The organism is Sphingomonas sp. Leaf37, assembly GCF_920939475.1.
Lineage (GTDB): Bacteria > Pseudomonadota > Alphaproteobacteria > Sphingomonadales > Sphingomonadaceae > Sphingomonas.
In genome coordinates this window covers 522,099-537,083 of sequence record NZ_CAKLAX010000003.1, presented here as the reverse complement: position 1 = coordinate 537,083, position 14,985 = coordinate 522,099, and the positions used below count along the sequence as shown (strand labels likewise).

At 68.4% G+C, this 14,985-nt stretch carries 16 protein-coding genes; 8 read left to right on the top strand and 8 right to left on the bottom strand.

Annotated features, from left to right (window positions below; all coding sequences use genetic code 11):
• Nucleotides 1–12: 12 nt before the first annotated feature.
• From LRA87_RS12210 to LRA87_RS12200, 3 genes are all read left to right on the top strand, one after another.
• Entirely contained in the window at nt 13–2,730 is a 2,718-nt protein-coding gene (locus tag LRA87_RS12210) for an ATP-dependent DNA helicase (protein WP_230631734.1), read from the top strand.
• Nucleotides 2,727–3,266, top strand: coding sequence for a SixA phosphatase family protein (locus LRA87_RS12205; RefSeq protein ID WP_230631733.1), 540 nt, complete (start codon nt 2,727–2,729; stop codon nt 3,264–3,266). The genes LRA87_RS12210 and LRA87_RS12205 overlap by 4 nt, the downstream gene beginning before the upstream one ends.
• Before the next feature lie 300 nt (nt 3,267–3,566).
• Nucleotides 3,567–4,661 (top strand): AI-2E family transporter, encoded by a 1,095-nt coding sequence (locus LRA87_RS12200; RefSeq protein WP_230631732.1) that lies wholly within the window; start codon nt 3,567–3,569, stop codon nt 4,659–4,661.
• A gap of 3 nt (nt 4,662–4,664) precedes the next feature.
• On the opposite strand, the gene LRA87_RS12195 is transcribed toward LRA87_RS12200, so the two are convergent.
• Together LRA87_RS12195 and LRA87_RS12190 are read right to left on the bottom strand one after the other, a co-directional pair.
• On the bottom strand, nt 4,665–5,183 hold the full coding sequence (locus LRA87_RS12195) for a DUF177 domain-containing protein (RefSeq protein ID WP_230631731.1): 519 nt from the start codon (nt 5,181–5,183) through the stop codon (nt 4,665–4,667).
• Nucleotides 5,180–5,734, bottom strand: coding sequence for a ubiquinol-cytochrome C chaperone family protein (locus tag LRA87_RS12190; RefSeq protein WP_230631730.1), 555 nt, complete (start codon nt 5,732–5,734; stop codon nt 5,180–5,182). Before LRA87_RS12190 ends, LRA87_RS12195 begins: the two co-directional genes overlap by 4 nt.
• Nucleotides 5,735–5,767: 33 nt before the next feature.
• On the opposite strand from LRA87_RS12190, the gene LRA87_RS12185 reads away from it, so the two are divergent.
• The gene (locus LRA87_RS12185) at nt 5,768–6,304 is read left to right on the top strand and encodes an outer membrane protein assembly factor BamE (protein WP_230631729.1); all 537 of its coding nucleotides are present in this window, start codon (nt 5,768–5,770) and stop codon (nt 6,302–6,304) included.
• 20 nt (nt 6,305–6,324) lie between these two features.
• Here LRA87_RS12185 and LRA87_RS12180 read toward each other — a convergent pair whose 3' ends face one another.
• The 3 genes from LRA87_RS12180 to recQ all read right to left on the bottom strand — a co-directional run bounded on the left by LRA87_RS12180 (nt 6,325) and on the right by recQ (nt 9,147).
• Nucleotides 6,325–6,762: a hypothetical protein gene (locus tag LRA87_RS12180; protein WP_230631728.1), complete on the bottom strand. Its 438-nt coding sequence runs from the start codon at nt 6,760–6,762 to the stop codon at nt 6,325–6,327.
• Nucleotides 6,762–7,196: a TIGR01244 family sulfur transferase gene (locus LRA87_RS12175; RefSeq protein WP_230631727.1), complete on the bottom strand. Its 435-nt coding sequence runs from the start codon at nt 7,194–7,196 to the stop codon at nt 6,762–6,764. Before LRA87_RS12175 ends, LRA87_RS12180 begins: the two co-directional genes overlap by 1 nt.
• A 181-nt stretch (nt 7,197–7,377) precedes the next feature.
• Nucleotides 7,378–9,147 (bottom strand): DNA helicase RecQ, encoded by a 1,770-nt coding sequence (gene recQ / locus LRA87_RS12170; protein ID WP_230631726.1) that lies wholly within the window; start codon nt 9,145–9,147, stop codon nt 7,378–7,380.
• An 87-nt stretch (nt 9,148–9,234) separates the two neighbouring features.
• Between recQ and LRA87_RS12165 the strand changes: the two genes are divergently transcribed.
• The 3 genes from LRA87_RS12165 (at nt 9,235) to LRA87_RS12155 (ending at nt 11,194) form a co-directional block, all read left to right on the top strand.
• On the top strand, nt 9,235–9,549 hold the full coding sequence (locus LRA87_RS12165) for a metalloregulator ArsR/SmtB family transcription factor (protein ID WP_230631725.1): 315 nt from the start codon (nt 9,235–9,237) through the stop codon (nt 9,547–9,549).
• Complete coding sequence (locus LRA87_RS12160; RefSeq protein ID WP_230631724.1) at nt 9,546–10,205, top strand: SdpI family protein; 660 nt, start codon at nt 9,546–9,548, stop codon at nt 10,203–10,205. The genes LRA87_RS12165 and LRA87_RS12160 overlap by 4 nt, the downstream gene beginning before the upstream one ends.
• Before the next feature lie 62 nt (nt 10,206–10,267).
• A complete protein-coding gene (locus LRA87_RS12155; protein ID WP_230631723.1) occupies nt 10,268–11,194 on the top strand; it encodes a hypothetical protein in 927 nt (308 codons plus the stop codon).
• Nucleotides 11,195–11,200: 6 nt separating this feature from the next.
• On the opposite strand, the gene LRA87_RS12150 is transcribed toward LRA87_RS12155, so the two are convergent.
• Nucleotides 11,201–13,045 (bottom strand): ABCB family ABC transporter ATP-binding protein/permease, encoded by a 1,845-nt coding sequence (locus tag LRA87_RS12150; protein ID WP_230631722.1) that lies wholly within the window; start codon nt 13,043–13,045, stop codon nt 11,201–11,203.
• Nucleotides 13,046–13,143: 98 nt separating this feature from the next.
• Between LRA87_RS12150 and LRA87_RS12145 the strand changes: the two genes are divergently transcribed.
• Entirely contained in the window at nt 13,144–13,374 is a 231-nt protein-coding gene (locus LRA87_RS12145) for a hypothetical protein (RefSeq protein WP_230631721.1), read from the top strand.
• Between the two features lie 89 nt (nt 13,375–13,463).
• On the opposite strand, the gene LRA87_RS12140 is transcribed toward LRA87_RS12145, so the two are convergent.
• The gene (locus LRA87_RS12140) at nt 13,464–14,408 is read right to left on the bottom strand and encodes a phytoene/squalene synthase family protein (protein ID WP_230632274.1); all 945 of its coding nucleotides are present in this window, start codon (nt 14,406–14,408) and stop codon (nt 13,464–13,466) included.
• On the bottom strand, nt 14,398–14,979 hold the full coding sequence (locus LRA87_RS12135; protein WP_230631720.1) for a TIGR00730 family Rossman fold protein: 582 nt from the start codon (nt 14,977–14,979) through the stop codon (nt 14,398–14,400). Before LRA87_RS12135 ends, LRA87_RS12140 begins: the two co-directional genes overlap by 11 nt.
• Nucleotides 14,980–14,985: the final 6 nt, after the last annotated feature.

Below are 14,985 nucleotides of genomic sequence, written 5' to 3'. Positions count from 1 at the left end.
AAGAGCGGCCCCGTGATCCCCTATCCCGCCATCCACGCCAGCCACGGCGGTATCTGGATCGCCAATGCAGAGGGAACGCGGCCGATCGGGCGTGGCGAGGCGATCCGCATCGCCGCGGATACGCCGGTGCTGCTCCTCAATGCACCGCTGGTCGGGTTGCGGCTCGGCTATCCCGAGTTGTCGGGGCTCGACCTGCTCGAATTGTTCGCCTTCCTCCACCCCGCACGCTTCGCGGTGCCGACGCCGAAGGGGCTCGCGCGCGCGGTCGATCTGTCGCCGCCGGACAAGGACGAGGATGTCGCCGCCTTCCTCCGCGAAGCCGCCGCCGCGCTGCTCGCGGTGCCGCAGGGCGACTGGCCCGAGCGCGAGGGTGCGTGGACCGCGGCGCAGTCGCTCACCCGCCTGCGCTGGCCATGGGCGCCCGCGATCGGGCCTTTACTCGCCAAGCCTCAGGTCAACGAACGCTGGCTGTTCGCCAAGCTGCCCGAATGGGAGGAACAGGCGCCGCGCCCCGCACCGCTGACCGCAACGATCCCGCCCGCCGATGCCGAGGCGCGGCTCGCCGACCTGACCGGCCATGGCGCGGAGGAACGGCTGGGCCAACGCGCCTTCGCCGCCGCGGCGACCGACGCCTTCGCGCCGCGGGCGATGCGCGATTCACCCAACCTCGTGCTGGCCGAAGCCGGCACCGGGATCGGCAAGACCCTGGGCTATCTCGCCCCCGCCTCGCTGTGGGCGGAGCGTGCCGGCGGTGCGGTGTGGATCAGCACCTATACCAAGGCGCTGCAACGCCAGCTCTCCAAGGAAACCGAGCGCGTCTACCCGGACGCCGCGATCCGCCGGCAAAAGGTGGTGACGCGCAAGGGCCGCGAAAATTACCTCTGCCTCCTCAACCTCGAAGATGCGTTGCAGGGCGGGTTCGCCGGGCGCGCCGCGATCCTCGCGCAACTGGTCGCACGCTGGGCGGCATATAGCGGCGACGGCGACATGGTCGGTGGCGACCTGCCGGGCTGGCTGCCGACCCTGTTCCGCCGCAACGGCCCCGCCGCGCTGACCGACCGGCGCGGCGAATGCGTCTACGCCGGCTGCCCGCATTACCGGAAATGCTTCATCGAGCGTGCCGCCCGCGCCTCCGCCGAAGCCGATGTGGTGATCGCCAACCACGCGTTGGTCATGGTCAACGCCGCCCGCGGTCGCGAAACCTCGACCCGCCCGACCCGCTACGTCTTCGACGAGGGCCATCACCTGTTCGAAGCCGCCGATTCGATGTTCGCCACCGCGCTGACGGGCCAGGAGACGATCGAACTGCGCCGCTGGATACTCGGCCCGGAAAGCGGCGGTCGCGGCCGGCGTCGTGGGTTGCAGGCGCGGTTGTCCGACGTCGCGAGCTACGACGAACAGGGCGGCATCGCGATCCAGGACGCGGTCGGGGCGGCGCGCCACCTCGCTGCCGACGGCTGGCTCGGCCGCATCGCGGAGGGCGCGCCGTTCGGGCCGATCGAGCATCTGCTCGCCGCCGTCCGCGGCCTCACCTACGCACGCGCCGAACAGCCGGGCGATGCCGGCTACGGCCTCGAGACCGAACTCGCCGAACCGACGCCCGAACTGATCGAGGCCGCCGCCCCCGCCGCCGCCGCGCTCGACGCTTTGGTCCGCCCGCTGGTGACGCTCGGCCGCCGGCTGGAGGCGGTGCTCGCCGAAGCGCCCGACTGGATGGACGCACCGGCGCGCGCCCGCGTCGAGGGCGCGATCGCCTCGATCGGCTGGCGCGCCGAGACGGTCGCGGCGTGGCTGTCGCTGCTCGCCCGCGTCGGCGGCCCGGTCGACCCGGCGCATGTCGACTGGCTCGCGGTCGATCGCGTAGAGGGGCGGGAGTATGACATCGGCCTTCACCGCCACTGGCTCGACCCCACCAAGCCCTTCGCCGAGATCGTCCTCAAACCCGCCCACGGCGCGCTCGTCACTTCCGCGACGCTGACCGGCGGCGGCGATTGGGAAACGGCGGAGGCGCGGGTCGGCGCGCCGCATCTCGCCCGCGCCCCGTCGCGGTTCGAGGCGAAGAGCCCGTTCGACTATCCCGCGCATGCCGAGGTGCTGATCGTCACCGACGTCAAGCGCGGCGACCTGCCCGCGCTCGCCAACGCCTACGCCCGGCTGATCCTCGCGGCGGGCGGCGGCACGCTCGGGCTGTTCACCGCGATCCGGCGGCTGCGCGGCGTGCATGGCCGCATCGCCGACCGGCTGGCGCGCGAGGGGCTGCCGCTCCACGCGCAGCATGTCGATCCGATCGACACGGGGACTTTGGTCGACATCTTCCGCGATGACCCGCACGCCTCGCTGCTCGGCACCGATGCCCTGCGCGACGGCGTCGACGTGCCCGGATCGTCGCTGCGGCTGGTGGTGATGGAGGGCGTGCCATGGCCCAAGCCGAGCGTGCTCCATGCGGCGCGGCGGCTGGCCGGCGGCGGATCGGCGTATGACGACCGCATCGTCCGGGCGCGGTTGGCGCAGGCGTTCGGTCGCCTGATCCGCCGCGCCGACGATCGTGGTGCCTTCGTGATGCTGTCGGCGGCGATGCCGTCGCGGTTGCTGTCGGCGTTTCCCGCCGGCGTCGGGATCACGCGGGTCACGCTTGATGAAGCGGTGGAACGCGTGCGGGTGCGGCTTTCCTTGAGCACTGACATAGGGCAAGAGGCGGCTCCCGCGATCGAGCACGGAGAGACCGGTTGAAGACGCTGACGCTGCTGCGCCACGCCAAGTCCGGCTGGGACGATCCGGTCACCCGCGATTTCGACCGTCCGCTCAACGCCAAGGGCAAGCGCGCCGCGCAGACCGTCGGACGCAACCTGCGCGATCTGGGGCTGGAGTTCGACCACATCGTCGCCTCTCCCGCGATCCGCGTCGGCGAAACGCTGGACGCGGTGGTGGCGGGCTATGGCCGCAAGCTGGCGCCGGTATGGGAACGGCGCATCTATCTCGCCTCCGCCGCGACGTTGCTCGATGTCGTCCACGAACTGCCCGCCGATGCCGATCGAGTGCTGCTGGTCGGGCACAATCCCGGTCTCGAAGACCTGGTGCTGATGCTGGTGCCCGAAGCGGCGGACGGCCTGCGCACGCTGGTGGAGGAGAAATACCCGACTGCGACGATGGCGGAGATGACGCTGGCGATCACCGGCTGGGACGACGCGGCGGCCGGCCGCGCGACGCTGACCCGCTACATCCGCCCGCGCGATCTGGATGCGACCCTAGGGCCGGACGAGGATTGAACGCGCCTGAACAGGGCGCTGAGTAATCTACGCCTGACGCTCGCCCCCCATCCGTCATTCCGGCGAACGCCGGGACCAATGGTTTCGAACGGTTGGTAGTTGCGCATGCCAGCAGCGGTGCGAGGCCATGGGTCCCGGCGTCCGCCGGGATGACGGGTGAAAGGTGAGCCCCTTACATTCGGGAATACCGCGGCAAGGCGCCAGTTCATCGCCGCCCTCTCGACCCGCCTCACCCATAACGGACCCGAAACGGCGCTAAAGTGTTCAGCCAAGACGCATGCATGCGCAAGGGGGACACAGGTGATCGATAGACGACGGCTCGAATCGGGCGGGCTTATCCTGTTCCTGGCGATTATCACGCTCGGGCTGATGCTGGTCGTATCCTCGTTCGCCGGCGCACTGCTGTGGGCGGTCCTGGCAGCGATCCTGTTCCAGTCGCTGTTCCAGTGGCTGCTGACGCGCTGGCCCGGCCGACGCAACCTCGCCGCCGCGGCGACGCTGCTCATCATCTTTATCGCCGTCATCATACCGGCGCTCGCGATCACCGGGATGGTCGTCGACCAGTCCGCCGGCGTCTATGCCAAGATTCAGACCGGCCAGATCGACTTCGCGACCTATTTCAAACAGGTGCATGACGGGCTGCCGCAGTGGGTGCAGCGCCCGCTCGACCGGGCCGGGCTCGGCAGCTTCGACCGTGCGCAGGCTCGTATCGCACAGGGCTTCCGCAGCAGTTTCCAGTCGATCGCTGCTCAGGCGCTATCGATCGGACGCAATGCGGCGGCCTTCCTGCTGGCGTTCGGCGTGGGTCTTTACGTCACCTATTTCCTGTTGCGTGACGGCGAGCGCCTCGCCCCCGCGATCCGCGACGCGCTGCCGTTGCAGCGCGATGTGGCCGACCGGTTGCTCGGCAAGTTCGTGTCCGTCGTCCGCGCCACGATCAAGGGGTCGGTTGTCGTCGCCCTCGTTCAGGGCGCGCTGGGCGCAATCACCTTCTGGATCGTCGGTGTGCCGGCGGCGCTGCTATGGGGCCTGTTGATGGCACTGGTCGCGCTGCTGCCCGCGGTTGGTCCGGCGCTCGTCTGGGGGCCGGTGGCTATCTATCTGCTGGCAACGGGTGCGGTGTGGCAGGGCGTGGTCGTGATCGTGTCGGGCGTAGCGGTGATCGGCCTAGCCGACAATATCCTGCGCCCGATGCTGGTCGGCCGAGACACCGGCATTCCCGACTGGCTGGTGCTGGTCACCACGCTCGGCGGTATCGAGGTCGCCGGGCTGAGCGGCATCGTCGTCGGCCCCCTGGTCGCGGCGCTGTTCATCGCCGGCTGGCAGATCCTGACCGAACAGCGCGAGGGCCGCCCGGTCGCAAACCCCGATGCGCGTGACGCGCCGCCAGCCTGAGGGTTACCGCTTTTCGAGCATCGCCTTCAGTCCGTCGAACGCGCCGAGCGGACGATGCTCATCCTCGCTGATCACCCCCGCCTCGCGCAGCGTCGCCTCCGCCCCCGGACTGCGCGGGAAGGGATCGAGCGCCAGCGCCATCGTCTCCGCCGCGGCCTCGCCGAGATCGACCGCGCCGCCTTCGATCTCCACCGTATCGAGCGCGCCCGCATCCAGTTCTACCTCGTCCTGTTCTTCGAGCGAATCGACGAACAGGAGGGCGACCGGTTCGTCGATCGTCGCGTCCAGCGGTACTCCGGTCACCGAACACGCTTGCACCACCGCCCCGGTGACACGCCCGCGCACCGCGATCCCTGCCGCCTCCTGACGCACCGTCAGCACCGCCTCCAGCCGCTCTACCGACAGCACGCCGAACCGCGTCGCCAGCTTCGCACGCTCGGTGGCATCGGCCGCGATCCGCACCTCGCGCTCGCCCGCGCCGATCGCGTCGAGCCGTTCGGGACGGCTGAATTCGGGGGTCATGCCAGCTCTCCTGCGGTCAGTCGATCGAGCGGCGCCGTCGCCAGCGCCACGTGCATCGCGGTCAGCGCATCCGCTACGTGCGCCACCGCGGCGGGCGCCGGCGTCGCGCCGCGATACAGGTTGCGGACCAGTGCCGGCGTCAGATCGCCCGCCGCCAGCCCGTCGCGATAGGCGCCCAGCCGTCCGCCCAGCATGCTCATCATCTTGCCGATATGCTTGCCGACGACGATGTCGCCGATCCCCATCTGACGCAGCTGGCCGTCCATGTCGTCGACGAAGCGTTCGGTCAGGTGTGCCTGCAGCGCCGCGGCGTCCGGCTCCGCCTCCAGCCGCAACAACACCATCGTCAACACCGCGGCGATCATGTCGAACCGCCCGTCGACGGTGTCGGGAACCCCGCCCGCGACATACCAATGTTCGGCGCGACCCTGCGTCACCACCGCATTATACAGCGGTAGCGCCGCATCGCGTCGTTCGCCGAACAACCGTCCCCACCAGCTCACATCGCGTCCTTGTCGTTGCGCGCCTGCCACCCGGCGCTTGAAGCTCATCCGTTCCTCGCATATCGAGGCGATTGGCGGGCGATGCAATCGACCATGCGCGCCCTGCCGCTGGAGATAGTGATGAGCGTATCCTTTGCCCGTACCGGCCTGATCATGGGTCTCGGGCTGACCGTCGCGGCGGGGGCGTGCGCGCCGCTGCGTTCGCATCAGGGCTATATCGTCGACGTCGACCTGGTGAATTCGGTCCAGCCCGGCGTCGATACGCGTCAGTCGGTGGCGACGGTGCTGGGTCGCCCGACGATCGCGAGCCAGTTCGGTGCGGAGGACTGGTATTACGTCGCGCGCGACAGCCGCAACCTCAATTTCCAGAAGCCCAAGGCCAAGGACCAGATCACGCTGAAGATCAGCTTCGATCCCAACGGTACGGTGAAGTCGATCACGCGCACCGGCGTCGATCAGGTCGCCAGCATCGATCCGTATGGCAAGACCACGCCGACGCTGGGCAGGAAGCGTGGCTTCTTCGAGGATCTGTTCGGTAACATCGGCACCGTCGGCGCGGCGGGCACCGGTGGACCGGGCGGCGGCGGTGGCGGTGGCGGCGGTCGCGACACGCCGTAAGGGTTCGTCCGGTCGCGCGCTCAGTTTCGCGCGAATTCCGGTACCAGCCGTTTGAGGTCCGTCGGCGCGAGCCGGCGGACGTCGAGGGCATCGACGCCGGCGACCAGCACCTCGCCCAACTGGCGCTCGCCGGTATCGATCAGGATGCCATCGACGGTCGATCGCAGCGCGCTCCACGCCACTTCCCGCACCGCAATGCCCTTGCCGTCGCGCGTCATCACCGCCACCCGGCCGGCGCGATCGATTGCCAAGGCACCGCCGCCGTCGGCACCGACGACCGCACCCTGCGTATCGAAGCCGGCGAGTGCCTGCTCGGCGGCGTCCGCCGCTTCCTCGGGACTGGCGATGCGTGCCGTTCGCTTCCGACGCAGCAATGTGACGATACCGACGATCAGCAGCAACAGCGCTATGCCGCCGACGATCGCCATGCCCAGCGTCGAATCGTCGATGCGGGCCATCACTGGCCGCCGGCGAGTGCGTCCAGCGTCGGCCGCATACCCGACAGATCATAGCCCGCGGCGCGTGCCTGGCCGACCAGCAGCTCGGGATCGCGACCGGCCTTTGCCGCAGCGAGTGCCCACAGGTTGCAGCTGCGTGTGCCCGACCGGCAATATGCGAGCACCGGTCCGTCGGTGGTGACCAGCACCTGCGTCATCGCGTCGATCTGCGGGTGCGAAAAGCCGGCGTGCGTGATCGGGATCGCGGCATAGCTCAGCCCTGCCGCCTCTGCCACGGTGCGGATCGCGTCGCCCTCCGGCTGACCGCCTTCCTCGTCGTCGGGGCGATTGTTGACGATCGCCTTGAAGCCCGCCGCCTTGATCGCGGCGATGTCGTCCGGCGTGATCTGCGGAGCGACGCTGATGGATTCGTTGATGGTGCGGATGTCGGCCATCCGGTGCCGATACGCGATCAACCGTGACGCGTCAGCTGTTTTGGTCAGGCATCGGCAATTTCCAGATCCTCCCTCGCTTCGGCGGGGAAGGGATCGTCCACGCAGTGAATGGCGGAGGGGGCGTTTGCGCAAGCCGTCAAATGCGACGCGTACCTCCCCCTCGCGGGGAAGGACCTGAAGGTCATCCCATCCCCCGGATGACATCCAGAAACGCGTCGCCATACGCGTCGAGCTTGCGCGCGCCGATACCGGACAGGTGCATCAACTCTGCCCGACTGGCTGGCCGTTGCGCCGCCATGTCACGCAGCACCGAATCGTGGAAGATCACGTATGGCGGCACGCCCGCCTCCTTGGCGAGATCACGACGGCAGGTGCGCAACGCCTCGAACAGCGGATTGTCCGCGGGATTGGCCGCCGCGCCCGCATCGCGCTTCTTCGATCGGGTGCGCTTGGGCGGCAGCACCAGCGTCACCCGTGCGCCCTCCTTCAGGATCGGTCGCGCCCCCGGCCCGAACTCCAGTCCGCCATGCGCGTTCGTCCGCAGGGCGTCGCGCAGCAGCAACGCACGTGCCACCGGCTTGATCAGCGCCGCTTCCTCGCCTTCGACGATGCCCCAGACCGACAGCGCTTCATGCCCGCGATCGACGCTGCGCTCGGTCGACTGGCCCAGCAGCACCTGCTCGACATAGCCGACGCCGAACAACTGCCCGGTCCGGAAGACGGCCGACAGAAACTTCATCGCGGTCTGCGTCGCGTCGATCGCATCGGGGGACCCCAGGCAATTGTCGCAATTGCCGCAATCCTCCAGCCGATCCTCGCCGAAATGCTTCAGCAGGATGCGGCGGCGACACCCTGCGGTTTCGACCAGTGCCCCCAGCGCCGCCAGCCGCGTCCGTTCCCCCGCCTGCCGCTCCGACTCGACCTCGCCGATCCTCTGACGCGCGCGGGCGAAATCCTCCGCGCCCCAGAACAGATGCGCCACCGCCGGGTCGCCGTCGCGGCCCGCGCGCCCGGTCTCCTGATAATAGGCCTCGATCGATTTCGGCAGCCCGGCATGGGCGACGAACCGGACGTCGGGCTTGTCGATCCCCATCCCGAACGCCACCGTCGCGCAGATCACCATATCCTCCGACGCGACGAAATCGGCCTGGTTCTTCTGGCGGATGTGCGGGTCGAGGCCTGCATGATACGCCCGCGTCGGCCGTCCGGTCCGGCCCAGCGCCTCGGCCAGCTTTTCGGTCGCGGCGCGGGTCTGGGCATAGACGATGCCGGGGCCGGGCGTCGCGGCGATCACGTCGGCGATCTGCTTGGTCGTGTTCGCCTTCGGGCTGATCCCATAGCGGATGTTGGGCCGGTCGAAGCCGGAGACGATCAGGCCGTCCTGAGGAATGCCCAGCTGTTGCAGGATGTCGCTGCGGGTATGCGCATCCGCGGTCGCGGTCAGCGCCAGTCGTGGCACGTCCGGAAACGCGTCCATCAGCGGCGCGAGCAGCCGGTAATCGGGGCGGAAGTCGTGCCCCCATTCGCTGACGCAATGTGCTTCGTCGATCGCGAACAGGCTGAGCTTCGCGCTGCCGAGCAATTCGCGGAAATGCCCGGTCGAGGCGCGTTCGGGCGCGATATACAGCAGGTCGAGCTCGCCCGCCCTGAACCGCGCAATCGATTCCGCGCGGTTCTGGTCGGCGCTGGTCAGCGTCGCGGCACGGATGCCGACCGCCTCGGCGGCGCGCAGCTGGTCGTGCATCAGCGCGATCAGCGGGCTGACCACCACACAGGTGCCGTCGAGCATCACAGAGGGTAGCTGGTAACAGAGCGATTTGCCCGCTCCGGTCGGCATGACGCCCAAGGTCCGCTCACCCGCCAGCACCCGCTCGACGACATCCGCCTGCACGCCGCGAAAACCGGGAAAACCAAAAACGCGTGACAATGTCGGAAGGGGATCGGGGATCATTGCCGCCCATGTAGGCGCGCAACCGTCGAGCGTCGAGATGATCTTGTTAGGATTGACGCTAATTAGCCGCAGTGCTAAATTACCGGGATGGACAAGGTGTTCGATGCCCTGGCGCACCCGACGCGTCGCCGCATACTTGAACTGCTCAAGCGTGGCGGCATGACGGCTGGCGAACTCGCCGATGCCTTCGACGTATCGAAGCCGACGATGTCCGGCCATTTCGCGCGGCTGCGCGACGCCGGACTGATCCAGGGCGAAAGTCGGGGGACGAGCACGCTTTACACCCTCAACCTCTCTGCGCTCGAAGAGGTGATGATGGCGTTCATGGGCCGGCTGAAGGTCGGTGCCGATGCGGACGACGATGTGGATGGCGATACGGGCGAACAGGGGAAGACGACATGACGTACCGACGGATCACGTTCGTTTCGGCCATCGTGGTGGCGGCGATGGGACTGGTGGCTGCGCTGGCGGTGCAGCGGTTGCCGCCGGGGACGCGCTTGCCGATCCACTGGAACGCGGCGGGTCAGGCGGACGGCTTCGCGGAGGCGTCGCGCGCCTTGTTCATGCCGGTTGCGATCGCCGGGGTCGTCAGCCTGTTGCTCGCCATCCTGCCGCGGATCGAGCCGATGCAGCACCGGCTGGAGCAAAGCGCGCCGCTGTATCGCACCGCCTGGGCCGGGGTCCTCGCCATGCTGGTGCTGGTGGAGATCGTCATCGCCGCACCCGCGTTCGGGTTGTGGCTTCCCGCGGCGCTGCCGCTGGCGGCCGGGGGCGTGCTCCTGATCGTGATCGGCAATGCGCTGCCCAAATCGCGGCCCGGCTTCTTCGTCGGCATTCGCACGCCATGGACGCTGACGGATCCGGAAAACTGGATCGCGACGCACCGGTTCGGGGCGCGCACCATGATCCTGGGCGGCGCGATGCTGGTCGGTGCGGCGCTGTTGCCGATCGAACCGGCGGCACGGCAGGCGTTCGTCCTCGGCGGCATCGCCGTCGCCGTCATCCCGCCACTCATCTTCTCCTGGTGGTTCTGGCATCGCCGTAAAGCGCGCATGTGACATGATTGCGCCACCGAAACGACACGATCCGCCGCTCTGCTGACGCGCAAGGGAGAACAACGATGCGCGCGACGATCATGGCGATGACGGCCCTGCTACTCGTCGGCGCCGCCAGGGCACCGCAGGAACGCCTGGTCACCGGGGACGGTGTGATCGCGGCGCAGATCGCCGGGCTGCCCGCCCGCACCCGCATCGATCCCGCCGCGCCGGCAATGCCGTTGATCGATTTCGCGCTCGCCGAACGGGCGAAGCTGAAGCTGGAGGGCAGCTGGGGCATCGGAATCGCCTATTCGGTCGGTGGCACCCGCGTCTCGACACGAACGCAGGGCGTGCCGGTCGATTTCGGCGGTGGCGCTGCGAAGCGCCGCGTCGGCTGGGCCGAACGACCGTTTGCGCCCGGTTTCGATGCCAGTGTCGGACCTGCTGCCATGCCGGAACCGATCGTCCGTTTTCAGCTCCGTGCACCCGGGCCGGGCGAAACCACCGTTACGCTCCCGGCGGCGCATGACACCGCCGCCTTCGGCCTGTTCGGCAATTTCAGCACCACGTTTGCGCGGATTGACGTCGGCGGTGTGCCGATGCGGGTTCGCTTCGACCCCTATCACGCGCGGTCGCTGGCAACCGCCGGTGCCGCCGTGCGGCTGGCGGCGGCACATGACGGCGTCGTATCGGGTGCCGCCGTGCCCACCGAAATCTTCTTCGGTGTCGAAAGGCCGGTGCGTGACCTCATTCTACGCAAGCCGCTGCGCGTCGGCGCGCTCGCGATCGGGGCATTGGGCGTTCGCACCAGTGATTTCGGCAATGCTGCAGCGATCCGCGAAGCGGATGCCCCGGCGGCCGACCCGGACGAGATCGTCGTCGTCGCCAAGGGCAAGAAGCGCGACACGCGCCGCGACACCATCTCGCTCGGCGCGGATCAGTTGCGGCACTGCTCGTCGATCGTGTTCGATCGTACCGCCGACGTGATCCGTCTCACCTGCGGGGGATGACGCGGATCACTCCGCTGCCAGTGCACCCTCGCTCGCGCCCGGCACATCGTCGTCGCGCTCCTGCGCCTGCCGTGCCCACATCTCGGCATACAGCCCGCCCAGCCGCAGCAGCTCGCCATGGGTGCCGCGCTCGGCCACCACGCCGCCGTCGAGCACGACGATCTGGTCCGCATGCACCACCGTCGACAGCCGGTGCGCGATGACGATCGTCGTCCGCCCCTGCTCGATCGCTTGCAGCGTCGCGAGGATATCCGCCTCCGTCCGGCTGTCGAGCGCGCTCGTCGCCTCGTCGAGGATCAGGATCGGCGGGTTCTTGAGCAGCGTCCGCGCGATCGCTACGCGCTGTTTCTCGCCGCCCGACAGCTTCAGGCCGCGTTCGCCGACGCGGGTGTCGTAGCCATCCGGCTGGCGTTCGATAAACCCGGCGATCGCCGCGCCCTGCGCCGCACCCTCGATCTCGGCGCGGCCCGCACCCTCGCGGCCGTAGGCGATGTTGTAACCGATCGTGTCGTTGAACAGCACGGTGTCCTGCGGCACGATGCCGATCACCGCGCGCAACGACGCCTGCTGCACGTCGCGGATGTCCTGCCCGTCGATCGTGATCCGCCCCGCGCCGACGTCGTAGAAGCGGTACATCAGCCGCGCGAGCGTCGACTTGCCCGCCCCCGACGGCCCGACCACCGCGACGGTATTGCCGGCGGGAATATCCAGATCGAGCCCGTGCAAGATTTCCCGCTCCGGATCATAGCCGAACCGCACGCCCTCGAACCGCACGTGACCCCGCGCCACCGCCAGCGGTGCTGCGCCCGGCGCGTCGGTCACCTCGGCCGGTGTATCGATCAACGCGAACATGCTCGCCATGTCGATCACGCCCTGCCGGATGGTGCGATAGACCATGCCAAGCAGGTCGAGCGGCCGGAACAACTGCGCCAGCAGCGTCGACACGAACACCACGTCGCCAGCGGAGAACCGGCCCTGGCTCCATCCCCACGCGACATAGGCCATACCGCCGCCTAGCATCAGGTTGGTGATCAGCGCCTGCCCGACGTTGAGCCACGCCAGGCTGTTCTCCGACTTGGTCGCGGCGGCGGCATAAGCGGAAATGGCGTCGTCGTAGCGCTTCGCCTCGCGCTCCTCGGCGCCGAAATACTTCACCGTCTCGAAATTCAGCAGCGAATCGACGGCATGCGCGACCGCCCCGGTGTCGAGGTCGTTCATCCGCGCGCGCAGCGCGTTGCGCCAGTCGGTCACCTTTTGCGTGAACAGGATATAGACCGCGACCATCGCCACCGTCGCCGCGACCAGCGGCCAGCCGAAGCTGTGCCAGAAGATGCCGAGGACCAGCGCCAGTTCGAGCACTGTCGGCGCGATGTTGAACAGCAGGAAATACAGCATCGTGTCGATGCTCTTGGTGCCGCGCTCGACGACCTTGGTCACCGCGCCCGTGCGCCGTTCGAGGTGAAAGCGCAGGCTCAGCCCGTGCAGGTGGCGAAAGACGTTCGCTGCCAGACGCCGCGTCGCATCCTGCCCCACCCGCTCGAACACCGCGTTGCGGGCATTGTCGAACAGCGTCGTCGAAAACCGGGACGCGGCATAACCGAGCACCAGCAGGATCACGATCGTGGCAACGCCGCGGTCGCCGACGCTCATCCGGTCGACGGCATATTTCAGCGTGTAGGCAGCGCCGAACACCTGCACGAGCTTGCTCAGCACAACGAAGCCCATCGCAACGACGATGCGCACCTTCAGGCCGGTCTGACCCGCGGGCCAGAGGTAGGGGAGAAAGCGGCGAAGGGTCGGCAGCAGCGGCTGGTCGGCGCGCGTCTGCTGGGTGGGATCGGCGGGAGGCATTGCCGCCTTATGTAGGGGCGCGGGACGGCCCCGGAAAGCGACCGACGGAACATAATGCCACCTCCACGGATTTTAACCTGTGAGAGTGGAGGTGCCGTATGGAACCGTTGTTCTACGTCATGGCGATCATGGGCTGCGCGGACGGCAACGTCCAGTGCACGGAAGCGCGGGTCGTACCGACGCGCTATGAGTCGATGGCGCAATGCCGTGCGGCACTGCCGGACCAACTCGCCCGCAACACCGACGTGCCGTTTCCGATGATCGGCGCGGCCTGCCGTACATCCGGTGCACAGATCGCCAGAACGGAAGGAAAGGTCAGCAAGCTCTGACCTCGGTCGTCTTCCGCTTGGCGGAAAAGGAGAAGCCGTTCCGCCAGGCTACGACCGTGCTGTCACCCCTGACCCCGGCGAAGGAGCAGTCAACGCCCGGGCCGCCGCCATAACTCCGCACTCCTCGCCGACTCCATCAGCTCGGCCCGCCTTCGCGCATGCCCCCGCGCCCGCATGATGAACAGCAACTTATCCCACTTCGACGTCGTCACCCGCGCGTCCCACGCATGCTCGCCCCGCGCCGCGACCTTGCGCCCGATCGCGCCATAGATCTCTGCTGCCGCCAGCACCGCCCATGCCGAACGTAACGAGAGCGCCCGCGTACCCATCCGCGCGCTCGCCTCGAACTGCGCCGCCCGATCCGTCAGCCGTCGCGCCAGCAGTGCCAGTTTCGCCCGGTTCGCCATCACCGCGTCGGGGGAGATACCCAGTTCGTCCAGCCAGTCGGTTGGCAGATAACAGCGGCCCGCCGCCGCATCCTCCTCGATATCGCGCGCGATATTCGCCAGCTGGAACGCCAGCCCCAGATCGCAGGCGCGATCGAGTACCGCCTCGTCGTCCGGCGCAACTCCCATGATGACCGCCATCATGCATCCGACGACACCGGCGACGTGATAGCAATAGGTGAGCAAATCGTCTTCGGTCCGCGGCCGCCACTCCTCCGCGTCCAGCCGGAATCCCTGGATCAGGTCGTGCGCATACCGGGCAGGCAGGCTCGTCTCCGCGGCGACGATCCGCAGCGCGTCGAACGCCGGCAGCCCGATGACATGCCCGTCGAGAGCGGCATCGGTCAGCGTCGCCATCGCCGCGATCCGCTGCGGCGCATCCTCGACCACGGACATCGTGTGGCCATGATCCTGCCCGTCGGCGATATCGTCGCACGCGCGGCACCAGGCATAGAGCAGCCACGCCCGTTCCCGCGTCGCACGATCGAACAACAGACTCGCGGCGGCGAAGCTCTTGGACCCCCGCGCGATCGACTCATGCGCCGTCGCGACGATCGCGTCGCGCGTGGGGGCGGCGCTAGAGGTCAGCAGCCTTCATCCGCACGATCGGCTGCGTCGGCACATGAGCGGCCATCCTGGTGAGCAGCCCGTCGAGCGTGTCGTCGACGATCAGCAGGTCGCGGTGCTGCGGGCGCAGGAAACCCACCTCTGCCGACTTTTCCCAGAAGGCGATCAGGTGATCGTAATAGCCCGCGACGTTGAGCAATCCGACCGGATCGGCATGATATCCCAATTGTGCCCAGCTCAGCGCCTCCCACAATTCATCCATCGTGCCGGTGCCACCGGGGATGGTGACGAAGCCGTCGGCCAGATCGGTGAACGCCGCTTTCCGCGCGTGCATCCCCTCGACGACGTGCAATTCGGTGAGGCCGCGATGCGCGACCTCGGCATCGACCAGCGCCTGCGGAATGACGCCGATCACCTCTCCGCCGGCCGCGAGGGCACTGTCGGCGATCGCACCCATCAAGCCGAGCCGTCCGCCGCCATAGACGACGCCGATGCCCCGTTCGGCCAGCGTGCGCCCGATCTCGCGCGCGGATTCGATATAGACGGGATCGGCGGGCGTGGCGGAGCCGCAATAGATCGCAAGGCGTTTCATGGCCCC

What these genes read in the sequence shown, in the direction of transcription:
- LRA87_RS12185 (WP_230631729.1), top strand. Translation starts at nt 5,768, where the DNA reads ATGCAATCGACCATGCGCGCCCTGCCGCTGGAGATAGTGATGAGCGTA.
- LRA87_RS12190 (WP_230631730.1), bottom strand. Translation starts at nt 5,734, where the DNA reads ATGAGCTTCAAGCGCCGGGTGGCAGGCGCGCAACGACAAGGACGCGAT.
- LRA87_RS12135 (WP_230631720.1), bottom strand. Translation starts at nt 14,979, where the DNA reads ATGAAACGCCTTGCGATCTATTGCGGCTCCGCCACGCCCGCCGATCCC.
- LRA87_RS12155 (WP_230631723.1), top strand. Translation starts at nt 10,268, where the DNA reads ATGCGCGCGACGATCATGGCGATGACGGCCCTGCTACTCGTCGGCGCC.
- LRA87_RS12195 (WP_230631731.1), bottom strand. Translation starts at nt 5,183, where the DNA reads ATGACCCCCGAATTCAGCCGTCCCGAACGGCTCGACGCGATCGGCGCG.
- LRA87_RS12160 (WP_230631724.1), top strand. Translation starts at nt 9,546, where the DNA reads ATGACGTACCGACGGATCACGTTCGTTTCGGCCATCGTGGTGGCGGCG.
- recQ (WP_230631726.1), bottom strand. Translation starts at nt 9,147, where the DNA reads ATGATCCCCGATCCCCTTCCGACATTGTCACGCGTTTTTGGTTTTCCC.
- LRA87_RS12175 (WP_230631727.1), bottom strand. Translation starts at nt 7,196, where the DNA reads ATGGCCGACATCCGCACCATCAACGAATCCATCAGCGTCGCTCCGCAG.
- LRA87_RS12165 (WP_230631725.1), top strand. Translation starts at nt 9,235, where the DNA reads ATGGACAAGGTGTTCGATGCCCTGGCGCACCCGACGCGTCGCCGCATA.
- LRA87_RS12180 (WP_230631728.1), bottom strand. Translation starts at nt 6,762, where the DNA reads ATGGCCCGCATCGACGATTCGACGCTGGGCATGGCGATCGTCGGCGGC.
- LRA87_RS12145 (WP_230631721.1), top strand. Translation starts at nt 13,144, where the DNA reads ATGGAACCGTTGTTCTACGTCATGGCGATCATGGGCTGCGCGGACGGC.
- LRA87_RS12150 (WP_230631722.1), bottom strand. Translation starts at nt 13,045, where the DNA reads ATGCCTCCCGCCGATCCCACCCAGCAGACGCGCGCCGACCAGCCGCTG.